Source organism: Phaeodactylibacter sp. (assembly GCF_040219495.1).
Taxonomy (GTDB): domain Bacteria; phylum Bacteroidota; class Bacteroidia; order Chitinophagales; family Saprospiraceae; genus Phaeodactylibacter.
Map to the genome: position 1 here is coordinate 120,695 of NZ_JAVJSK010000121.1, position 11,403 is coordinate 132,097.

Annotated in this window: 7 protein-coding genes; 2 read left to right on the forward strand and 5 right to left on the reverse strand. The window is 53.2% G+C overall.

The window, feature by feature from the left end; all coding sequences use genetic code 11:
- Nucleotides 1-166: 166 nt before the first annotated feature.
- The 3 genes from RIC19_RS19330 to dcd form a co-directional block, all read right to left on the reverse strand.
- A complete protein-coding gene (locus RIC19_RS19330; RefSeq protein ID WP_350180013.1) occupies nt 167-3,463 on the reverse strand; it encodes a UvrD-helicase domain-containing protein in 3,297 nt (1,098 codons plus the stop codon).
- Nucleotides 3,464-3,534: 71 nt separating this feature from the next.
- Nucleotides 3,535-6,282 (reverse strand): carboxypeptidase regulatory-like domain-containing protein, encoded by a 2,748-nt coding sequence (locus RIC19_RS19335; protein WP_350180007.1) that lies wholly within the window; start codon nt 6,280-6,282, stop codon nt 3,535-3,537.
- 248 nt (nt 6,283-6,530) lie between these two features.
- Nucleotides 6,531-7,067 carry a dCTP deaminase gene (dcd, locus tag RIC19_RS19340; protein WP_350180008.1) on the reverse strand — a complete coding sequence of 179 codons (537 nt, stop codon included), beginning with the start codon at nt 7,065-7,067 and terminating at the stop codon, nt 6,531-6,533.
- Between the two features lie 232 nt (nt 7,068-7,299).
- On the opposite strand from dcd, the gene RIC19_RS19345 reads away from it, so the two are divergent.
- On the forward strand, nt 7,300-7,809 hold the full coding sequence (locus RIC19_RS19345; protein ID WP_350180009.1) for a hypothetical protein: 510 nt from the start codon (nt 7,300-7,302) through the stop codon (nt 7,807-7,809).
- A 14-nt stretch (nt 7,810-7,823) separates the two neighbouring features.
- On the opposite strand, the gene RIC19_RS19350 is transcribed toward RIC19_RS19345, so the two are convergent.
- Both RIC19_RS19350 and RIC19_RS19355 read right to left on the reverse strand, forming a co-directional pair.
- Nucleotides 7,824-9,596 (reverse strand): glycoside hydrolase family 113, encoded by a 1,773-nt coding sequence (locus RIC19_RS19350; protein ID WP_350180010.1) that lies wholly within the window; start codon nt 9,594-9,596, stop codon nt 7,824-7,826.
- Nucleotides 9,593-10,525: a WD40 repeat domain-containing protein gene (locus tag RIC19_RS19355; protein WP_350180011.1), complete on the reverse strand. Its 933-nt coding sequence runs from the start codon at nt 10,523-10,525 to the stop codon at nt 9,593-9,595. The genes RIC19_RS19350 and RIC19_RS19355 overlap by 4 nt, the downstream gene beginning before the upstream one ends.
- Before the next feature lie 77 nt (nt 10,526-10,602).
- Here RIC19_RS19355 and RIC19_RS19360 point away from each other — a divergent pair, with 77 nt between their 5' ends.
- On the forward strand, nt 10,603-11,265 hold the full coding sequence (locus tag RIC19_RS19360; RefSeq protein WP_350180012.1) for a 4'-phosphopantetheinyl transferase family protein: 663 nt from the start codon (nt 10,603-10,605) through the stop codon (nt 11,263-11,265).
- The last annotated feature ends 138 nt before the right edge of the window (nt 11,266-11,403 follow it).

The following is an 11,403-nucleotide window of genomic DNA, read 5'->3' on the forward strand; positions in this document are numbered from 1 at the left end:
CGCTGTTTTTTTTTGAAAAACCGGGCTTTAGGCAATAAAGTTTGGCAAACAGTAAGGCTGTTCCTAATGAATAGACACAAATTTACTAGTATTCACCTATTCTTGTAAAGAAGAAGGCCATATTCTTTGTCGGATTTTGGCGGGGGTTGGTAGAAATTGGCGTGTTTTATGGTTTCTGTCCGATCAATTCCACCCATTGCCCGCTCAACGGGAAGTGGATCAGGCACCGTACCCGTGCGGGGGCAAGTACCGCTTTAATACCTTGAATGGCCAGGAATGCCCATCCGCCCATTTTACGTTGTGCGATGGCACCCAGCTTTTTGGCATCGTTCTCATCGTGCGGCAGGTGCTGTATAATGACGGCCTCATCCGGTGTCAGCAGCAGGTGGTGGAGGTTATCCTGAAACAGCCGCCCCTGATGGAAGAAATGCAAGGGGTATTGCCGTTTGTGCGCTTGTGGCCTGAACTGCCGCTCTATTCCTTCGTGCCATGCGTCTGCCTGTTGCAGTAGGGCCCGTGGCTGAATATTCCCCAATTCATACCGGTGCAGTAGCTGCGCTGCCATATAGAGCCGTTGCTCCTGATCGGGTGTTGAATGGTCTGCAAATAAGAATGCGGTGGTGGCCTGCAGCGCCGCAATCCGGTCTTCTCCTTCGGGCAGGGGGAGTGGCGTGGCGTAAGGGTGGGCCGGTAGCGGGCGCATATCGGCATCTTCCACCTCATCCTGTGGGAAGAGGTAATCGAAAGGCAGGTGTTCTCCTGGCCCGCCGGGCGCTTTCAGCAAAGTCACCGACTCGGCGTTGTTCCTTCCGGGGGGATTGAAATCCCTGGGGTAGGTAAAGGTCTCCGTTTCGATATTGATAAATACGCCGCCCCACATCCAGGGCGTTTCAGGGTTGCCGGGCTCAAGTGTAGGGTGGCTCTCCTCTCCGCCATGCCAGGTCCGGTTGAGCCATTTCGAAGGGCTCTCCCGGGTAGGGAAAATAAGGTAGTCCCGGGCCCGGGTGATACCGACATAAAGCAAGCGTGCTTCTTCTGCCAGCGCTTGTTTTCTGGCCCGGGCGCTGTCGGGGCTGCTTTGCAGCTGCTCTTCCCAGTAGGTGTTGCGGTTTTGGTTGGCGTAGGGGTTGACCCAATACCTTAGCCATCGCCCACCGAGCACATTATTCAGGTCGACGGTGCCGGTTTCTGAGCGGATATCAATGCCCCAGGGGTCGGCTCTCAGGTTATTTTCGAGGTCATGGCAGACCACCACCGGCCATTCCAGCCCTTTACTGCGGTGGTAAGTCAATACATTCACAGCATCGGGCCCTTCACCGGACCCCTGCAGGTCTTTGCCTTCTTTCTCCAGTGCATTGAGCCAAAGCAGAAAACCGCCTGTGGAGGCCGCCGAATGCAGCCGGTTGCAGGCCGATTCGTATTGCAAAGCGTACTGCCGCAGCACATCTGCATTGCTCAGCCGTTGCCGGGTATTCCCCCATTGGGCTACCGTACGCTTTATTTGCAATCGTTCCATTAGCAAGTCCAGGGTTTCCGCGCTCGACAGCTCGAGTGTATGGTCCCTAAGTTGCTGCAGGGCAACAATGATTTCGGTTTCGGAAGCCCAGAGCTTCAGCCCTTTTTGCTTTTCCTCCCGGGCGGCAAGGTAGGTCAACCGGCTTTCTACAATTTCTTCTATGTTGTGGCTGCCGTAGAGCATCAGGATTTCAGCAATGGAGAGCTCATCGTAGGGATTGATCAGGTACTTGAGGCAGGCAAGGATGTAGCGGGCTTCGGCTGTGCGCAACAAACCTGCTCTGGAGATAGCTGCTTTCAGTCCGGCCTTGTGCAGCGCCTCTGCCACTTCCTGGCAGTTGTTGTTGGAGCGGCAGAGGATGGCTACGTCACCCGGGCGGATGAGGCGTGGCTCGCCCCCTGATTTTGGTTCCGTGTAATGCCCTTTTGCCAGCCATTCGCTGAGGGTGTCTGCCAGGCAGTGTTCCATCCAGGGGCGGCCGGGCGGGCGCTTGCCTTCTTCCTGTAGAAAGTGCCAGTGCATGAGCGGATAGCCCAGTGCCTGAGGCTCGGGGGCCTGGTTTTTACAGTCGGGGTTATCGCTGCCATCCCGGCAACGCTTGGCTTTTAAGGCTACCTGTTCTTCGGGCAGGTCCGGGAAAGCTTTGGTAAATAGGGCATTGGTGGTATTCACGATTAACTCCCGCGACCGCCAGGAGAACGTTTGTATGTCTTTGGGGTCAATACCGCCTTGTTGCTGAATGATGGCCTGCATCAACTCCGGGTCTGCTCCCCGGAATCCGTAGATGGACTGTTTGGGGTCGCCCACCCAAACGGAATAACGGGCGATTCTCGATAGCTTTAGGAAAATCTCCAGCTGCATTGGGCTGGTGTCCTGGAATTCGTCTACCATCAACAGGTCAATTTCAGCCTTCAGGACGGCTTTGATAGTAGGCTGGTCCAGCAGTTGATTGACCAGTGTTTCCATGTCGGTATAATCAATCAGGCCGCGCTTTTTCTTGTATTGGTCAAACTCTTCGATTGCCGCCTGCGCCAACTCGAAAAGGAGGTAGGTGAAATCCCGGATATCGCTGTGGAAGCCCGGATGCTGGTAGTGCTGATAGGCAAATTCGAGGAGGTCTTCAGCATCGTCGCGGCTTTTTGCGCCCACGCCGAGCTTTGATATCTTAGCCCATTCGTGCCAAAACAGGTGCCCGCGGTTTTCCAACGTGCGCTGCATGCCTTTGAGGGTGCTGACTGCGCTCTGGGTTTTCTTGGTATGGTCTTCGTTGTGTTCCAACCGGGCAACAGTAGCCTGCAAAAGCGTTCGCAGCCGGTCTTCATAACTTTCTCCAACCAAGGGTTTGGGCTCGCCCAGCAGCGAGAGGAAAGACTGTACAGACTTGGCCTTACTTTCTGCTATGGCCTCGGGCGAAAAATTATTGGACCGGATAATCTCGGTCATTTGCTTGAGCACATTGCGCCAGTCGCTGTAGCTCTGTTTGGTCAGCCCAAGCCGTTCGCTCAGCGCTTCCATCTGCTCTACCCGCTCATCGGTCAGCACCGTTGCCAGCGATTGGTTGAAAAGCAGTTGCTGGTCTTCATCGGCAATAATATCCACCTGTGGAGAAACACCGGCTTCAAAGGCAAAACGCTGCAACAACCGGACACCAAGGGCGTGCACCGTGCCGATCATCGCATTACTGAGTTGATCCGCCTCGGCAGTCCGCCCTTTAGCGAGCAAGCTCACCCGCACGCGTTCCTGGAGTTCCGCCGCTGCCTTGTTCGTAAAGGTCGTGGCGATGATCCCGTTGGCGCGTACATCTTTTTCCAACAGTTCGGTCATTTCCTGGGTGAGGCGGTAGGTTTTGCCACTGCCGGCACCGGCGGAGATAATACGTAGATTCATAGAAGGTAGTTTGCCTGCTGCTTTTTGCCTTGGACTGGCGCTTGAAGATAGCGCGATCAGAGAGAAATAAAAAACCGGGCAGGAAGTTGGTTTCGTTTTCCTGCCCGGTTTAGGGTGTTCGGGGGAGGGCTTTAGTTGCCCGGGTCCGCGTCGCCATTCACATCCCCGGACTTGATACCCGTGAAGTTGGCATCCAAAAGGCCGGTTGAGGGCAGTTCGTCAATCTCGATGGTCGTGGGGTAATTTTCCAGCCAGGGGTTTTGAGGATTAGGGAAAGTGTAGGAAGCCGCCACGAATTTCCAGCTGGGGCTATTGGACAGGGTGGCGACCTGCCCGAGTATAGCCCGACGGATACCAATCATGTCAAGTATGGTAACAGAACTGGTGTTGTTGACATCCGCTGCCAGGTAGTCGTAAGGGTCGTCAAAGGGCTGAATACCGAGTATGTGCTGATTGATAAGAATGAGGTCGAAGGTGGATACGCCATTAAAAGGCTGTTCGTTCCAGCTTGCCCCAACCGTATAGGGCAACCCTGCTTCCAGGTGGATGAAGCCAAATTCCCCGTTTTGGTCGGTCTGTGTACTGGCATTTGCACTTCCGCTGAGGGTGACCAATGCACCGACAATCGGTTCGCCGGTTTTGGTTTTGACCTGCCCGCGGATAATCCCCTCAATGACGATTGGAACGCTCACCCGGGCCAAGCCATAGTGGTCGGGGCGGGCTTCGTCTTCCAGTTGGCCTCCAATCAGGAAGGTATTGTCATCCAGTACCAGGGCGGTACGGATATGCTGGGTTGCAAAGCCTTCCTCGTTTAAGGTTTCAAGCAGCAGGCCGTTGTTTTCGAGCAGCACCATTTGCGGGATAGCGTTATTGCCGATAGAATCAATTGGGCCGGTAACCAGAATACTTTCATTGGCCATGAGACCGAGGAAAGCTGGTGCGCCATCCTCCACTTCATCTGCTGCACTGAAAAAACCGGGCAGGCTAAAAGCCGCATCGACTTGCCCACTTGGTAGCAAGCGTGCCAGGGAGGAATCCGCGCCAATCGCAAATTGCCCACCCATGAGGAGGAGTCCGTCGGCTTGTTCCACGAAGTTGAGGTCACAGTCGCCCAGGCAGGTCAGCCCGGCGGGTGCACTAAAGGTGTTGTCGAGTTGAAGGCCCGGGGTAAGCTGCAGCAAAGGAGTCGGGGCACCACCGTCCAGGCTGATGTTTTCTCCACCAATCAGGATACGGCCATCGGCCCGGCGGTAGAGCCCCCCCGCCTGACCGCTGATGCGGTCTGAAAAGTTTTCGTTGAGGGAGCCGTTGAAGTTATACAAGGCAATATCCTGCGCAACGACACCCGGATCAAAAATGGTAAAGTCTCCTCCGGTCAGGACCTGCCCGCCCGGTAGGGGCACCAGTTGATGAATATCGCCCAGGGGCAGCGGGCTGACGGCAAAAGCCGGGTCAATGCTCCCATTTGCCGAAAGGCGCAGCAGGGGAGACTGCGTGAGATTATTACCGGTAGCATTATTGGTGCCGCCTAGTAGCATGCGGCCTTCCGTGTCTACTTCAACGACGTTTATGGTATTGCGGTAACTAATGTTCGGGCTGTTGAACGTAGGGTCCATGCTGCCGTCACTCAGCATCAGGCGAGCCACATTAATGCTGTGTATATCACCGACCATGGCAAAATCTCCACCAATGCATACGCGGTTGTCATCGTACCGGGTCATGGTATTGACGCGGCCCGGCCTTTCCAGCATGGCATCAAAAGTGAAGTCCGGTATGCCTTGGGCATTAAAGTGCTCCAGCCCAAGAGCCGGCTGCCCATTGAATGCACTGAAGTTGCCACCTATAATATAGCTGCCGTCCTGGAAATAGGCCAATTGCCGGATCACGCCATCCGCGCCGGCACCAAAGCTGTAGTAATCCAACCCAACGTTGGGCACGTAGCGGTGTACGGCGTTGGTGTTGTTGAATTCTCCGGCAATCATGATATCCCCGCCGGGCGAAAGAGTCAGGGCCATTGGGATACCAAAAATATCGCTCCAGTTGTTGATGCTGCCATCCACATTGAGAACGACAACTGCATAGCGGACCAGGAAGGTGCTTGAGGTCAGTACGATACGCCCCAGGTTGTCCAGGGTAATGTCCCGGATGGAAGTCATGAAGTTGTTGACGCCCGGGAGGTTGGAAGAAAAGGTGAAGTTGTTGACCGGCTGTCCGTTGTAGGTGCGGTAGCTGATGTACCCTTCCGGCCCGTTTGGCCCACCAATGATGGTGCCGCCTATCGCAAAACGGCCATTGACCTGGGTGATGAGGTCACTCACAAAAATAGTGCTCCCCGGATTGAGCGGAATGATTTGGCTAAGGCTGCCATTGGTATTCAGGCGCACGAGCCCCTGGGCCTGCATACCATCAAAAAGGGTGAATGCCCCGCCTACCAGGATCGTACCGTTAAACTCAATCTCAATGTCGTTGATGGTGCCGGCCGGGATGGTGCCGGCCTGAAACGCCAGGTCCTGGCTGCCATCGGTATTGAGCCGCAGGATACTGAGTTCATCCGTTCCGGCGTCCGTATACGAACCACCGATGATCACTTTTCCATCCGGCTGTACCGCCATGGCGGTCACCGCAAAAGGGATGCTGGACTGGAAAGACTGATCGAGTGTACCATTGGCGTTAAAGCGGGCGACGCTGGATTCTTCGATCCGGTTGGCCATTGTAAAAGATCCGGCCGCTAAAAATTTCCCGTCCGGTAGGAGCCGTAGTTTTTCTACGTCACCGGGCCGGGTAATTAAGGGTGCGAAACCGGGGTCGATCATTTGAGCTGCAGCAGAAAATTGCAGCAGCAGGCTGGCAAGCGCCAGGCAGAGAATTCGATTTACCATTGGGATTATGTTTGTTGTTTAAAATAGCCAAAGCGCTTCCGGAGAAGCCACAATGGTTGTGTTGCAAGTCGGGCATAGGCCGCTTACGGTGTAATGGGGGTGGTGTTTTTTGAATCCGATTCTCTGAATACGATTGCTGAGGCTGCATTCGGTAACCTGAACTAAATCAGGGGGTAGCTTCCAGATATGATTTGTGCCTGTTGGGGGCTAAAATACGAAAAGAATAGTGGTTCAGTTGCCTGAATGCATTAAAACTTATTGCGCCACATCATGCTTTCTACGGGCTTTTCTGTCCGCTCGGTGTATTTAGCGTTTTTCTTTTTGTTGTAGTAATTTTGAATGGGGCCTTCCACATGAAAATAAATGAGCTGTCCGATAGGCATGCCCGCGTACACTCTGACAGGATGGGTGCAGGAGATTTCCAGTGTCCAGGTATTGCAGAAGCCCACATCGCCTTTGCCCGCTGTAGCGTGGATGTCGATGCCCAGGCGGCCAACACTGGACTTGCCCTCCAGGAAGGGCACCGAATTATGCGTCTCTGTGTATTCTTCCGTTACGCCGAGGTAGAGCGTATTAGGGTGGAGCACAAAGCCCTCCTCCGGGATTTCCAGGTATTCAATCTGATTGTGCCGCTTGGCGTCAAGGATATGGTCTTTGTAAATAGCCAGTGTTTTGCCCAGGTGTACATCGTAGGAGTTCGTGCCCATACACTCGGGGCGGAAAGGTTCGATGACAATCTCCCCTTGCTCAATGCTTTCCAGAATACTGGTGTCTGATAAGATCATAGCCTGCTTATAATATGGATAGTTAAGTGCGCTAAGGTATTGGATTTTTCCGGCTTGAGCGGCTGTTGCCTGGGGATTTTGTCAGGGTATAAGCGTAAAAAGGGCATGAACACATGGATAAAATTTCAATTTATACAATTTTCCATACTGCTATTTGCGTTACTAAACCCGGAAACAGCTTCTTGGAAAACCAGTGCGCGTTTTCTTTTCGAACACCCAAATTGACGACTCTATGAAAAAGGCAGTTTTGCTTTTCGCACTATTTGCAGCGTACCTGCAGTTGACGGCTCAGGTGATTCCTTATCAGGAACTATCCCGGCCGGAACAAAAACCGGGTACAGATTTGAAAATCTATTTCGAGACCCCTCACGACCTCATTGTGGTACGCGAGGGGCACATTTCTCACCAGTCAAAAAACTACCACCCTGGCGAAGGCGGGGGCTACAGTGCCCAGCCGGTGCAGTACAGTGCGCAAACCGTAGCTGAGGGGATCCCACTTAATGGCAATCAGCTGTTGGCCCTGAAAGATATGGTCAAGGGCTCAGGGCTGTTGGGTTTGGACCGTAGGGCTTTTGGTGCCCCGGCGCAGCAGAGCGGAGAAGATTATATCATCCGGCTAAGTATTGACGGGCAAGAGCGTAATATGGTTTACCGGCGCAATGCAAGCTTCCCCAACGCCCCCGGCTCTTTTAACCAGGTCAGCGAGTACCTTTGGTGGCTGGTTACGGAGGTAGAGCGTTAAGCTCAAAGGGTATGCTAATCCGGCAACCGACTGAACAGTACAGGCAGCTGCTGTTCAGTCGGTTTGTTATTTGGCGTAAAGCCGGTATGCTTTTCTCCGCCCAGGCTGGGGTAGCTGGGGTATTTCCACCAAAGTACGCCCCGGCACCAGTCTGCCTCCCGGGCCAGCGCCTCCGTTACGACTTCATAACACTGGAGTTGCGCCGCACCCGAATAAGTTTCCCCGTCACCATCAAAGTGAGGCTGAAGCCAGGGTGTTGTCGTACTGGTGAAGCCGATTTCGGTGAGGACAACAGGTCGTTCAAAGGATTCGCTTATGGTTTTGGCCCGCTTAAGGACCTGATCAAAACGCCCGGATAAGTCTGCTTTGGAAGGGGTGGAGGCTTCACTCAAAGGATAATAGCAATTCAAGCCAATCAGATCGAGATCGTCCCAAAACGTCAGCTGCTCAAACTCTGAGCCCCAGTTGGCTGCGTAAGTGACCGGGCCGCTGTAGACCGACCTGGCCATAGCAACGACTTTACGCCAGGCCTCCGGCTGCTGAAGCGTTGCTTTCGCAAATTCTACTCCAACACAGAAGACATCAGCCTCGTAAATTTCTGCCAGTAGCGCATAATGGGCAACCCATCGGGTGTAATGTTCGAAAAAAGCTGCCCACTCGGTTGAGTTTTGCATCTCTACGTCACCAGGCCAGTGGCCGCCGCCCAACCATATTTGGGGTTTCAGGATGGTGTGCAACCCCTGCTTACGGGCATAAACCAAGTCGCGGACGACACTTTCATCGTTTTCTGTCCCCGCCCGGCTCATGATGGGCAGGGGCTGCGGTTTTTCAGGCGAACGCATGTAGGAATAAGGCACGATGGCCACTGCATTTGCACCGAGCATTGCTTGTTCTTCCAGCATTTCAGCGGCAAGCCGGGAGCCATAGCCATTATAAATGGAATAGCCTTCGTGTGCGAAGTTGAACCCCTTGAGGTAGACGGTAGGGCGACGTTCCGGTATTATGGGCTTCGAGGTGCCCTGTGCAAGATAGTCCTGCCAGTGGGGCTCCATTGCAAGTAACTCCTGTTGTTCCGGCCGCCATGTTGCATAGCGTTCCAGGAAAGCAGCTTTCCCCCATCGGCGGATTAAAAAATCGCAAAATGCAGCTGACGCGAGTTGTCTAAGCAAGGGAGACTGGAACTGATCGTTACAAAAAGTTTCTAATTGGGGCAGCCCGGGCAGTAGTCTGGTATTTGCCAGGCGGCTCTTCCAGTAGATGAAGCCATGCTTTTGCCAGGTAGGGTTGAATACCACGGCCAACCCGGCTTCGAGTAAAGCGACATTCGGTGGCCCCAGGATTTGCCTTAGCAGCAACTGGTTTTGCGGCCCCAGCCAGTAGGTGGCGTATATCGGATTGGCTATGGCTGCTGCACTTCGCCCATCCTTATTGACTTGCAAAGGGGAGGTGTTTTTGAGGGCAAGCCCCTTTGTTTCCATACTGGGATAACAGTGCAGGGACGGTGCAGTTCCTACCCAGGTGGTATCACAGAATGCCAAAATTGCTGCAGCCTGTTGGTCGCAGGCCGCAATAAACGATAAGTAGTAGGTGCTGTCTTCCGTATCGTTATGCCAGTGGTATTCAAAAAAAGTAGCTTTAGCGGAAGCACCCGCGGAGGTGTAGAGGGGAGGGTGCGGTTCGGGCCTTACCTCCGAGGCTGCTTTAGCAGCAGCATGTTTAGGGTCTGAGCATTGAACGTTCAGGGCCGTAAGGGCGCTCATCAAGACTAACGTGGACAGCGCTTTCATGGCGTAGTAGAGTTGTCAGGGTTTACTTTCCAGAGGATCAAGCTTCGGTCGTCGCTAGCAGAAATCAGGAAATCCTGGTAAGGGGACCAAAAGAGTTGATTGACAGAATTGAGATGCCCTTTATCGCGAATGGTCTCGAGCACCTTGAGCAAGCCGAAGGTTTCAGCATCCCATATTTTCACCGTTTTATCGCGGCTGCCGGTTGCGAACCAACGTCCACAAGGGCTGAATACAATGCTGTTTATGGTGAACCAATGGGCCGGTTTGTCGTCCGTGCAACTTGGGCTTTCAGTAAGGTGCCACACTTTCAGGTGTGCATCCCGGCCTCCGCTAAGGAGGTATTGACTGTCTGGCCGGTAGGCAAGAGCAAATACCGAATTGGTATGAGCATCTATTATATGGTGCCGGATTTGGAGTGTAGCGGCATCCAACAGGTAAATGGAGTTGTCACTTGAGCCTACGGCAATTTCACTTCGTTTGGAAGACACGGCGAGGCTACGTAGGCTTTGGTTAGACAGTTGGATGCTTTCCAGGGCTCGTCCAGTTGCCCGGTCCCATTTGGTCAGCATACCCTGCCCGCCGGCAGTGAGGATATAGCCATCGTAGGCGGTAATGGCAAAAACCCCCTTCTGATGGTGTGCAATATTGCGGGTTTTTTCCGGTTGCACCAGGTCTACCCAGTGAACGCCACCGTTCATATTCCCAACGACTACCACCTCGCGCTCCGGCAGGTGGAAGAGCGAAAAGACCTGGGTGTCCACTTTAGCGATCAGCCGGCCATTTTCCGGCTCATTGAGATTCCAGCGGACGATCCAGCCGTCGCCTGCGCCAGACAGGAAGGTGTTTGGAGCATGATCTTTACCGAGTGCAAACACGGCAGCGTTATGGCCGGTGAGCTGTGCGATTTTTTTGACTTGGAGACGGGGCATGAACGAAGGCATTTTGTGGTTAAAAAACAGAATACCTGCTTTTTTTGTTGCTGTAGGGTTGGTAAAGCTCAAATAATATGCCCCTAAGCATACATCATTCTATTAAGCCGGTTGGAGAAATCGGTATTTGGGATATTGAGGAACAGGAAGACTGGTTCCTGTCCCAACTGCATTTGAAAGTGGATGAAGCCGAACAGCTTCAGCGCCTGAAGGGGCGCAGGAGGCTGGAATGGCTGGCCGCACGACAGTTGATCCATCAGATGTCCGGAAGAATAGATCGGGCACTCTTTAGAAAAGACGAGCACGGTAAGCCTTATCTGGAAGGGTCGCCCTACCAAATTTCCATCAGCCATTCTCACGAAAAAGCGGCCGCTATTGCTGCACCTGATATTGTGGGTATTGATATACAGCATTGGGTACCTAAGATCGAACGACTGGCCAAACGCTTCTTGAATAAGGCTGAGTTAGATCAACTGCACGCTGCTGCTCCTGAAAGGCTGTTTCAGCTTCACGTGCTTTGGGGAGCCAAAGAGTCCTTATATAAAGCTTACGGACGACGCCAACTCGACTTTTGCCAGCATATGAAGGTAGGGCCGATCAATGCAAGCTTGAAAAGGGGAACTATCTATGGGCAAGTCCATAAAGCGGAGTACCGGCAAGACTTCTGTATTCATTATCAGCAGCTCAATCAGTACATATTGGTTTATGCGGTAGCCGGACAAAACCCCGGCAACCGTTAAGAGCGTGTTGGGACTTTAGTAATCGGCCTGCAAACTACACTTTTTTGGTTATACTTCGTCCCGAAAATCCTCATTTAGCTCAGGCTAAACTCCGGTTTTCGCGCCTCGTCTAACCAAAAAATTGTTAGTTTTCGACTA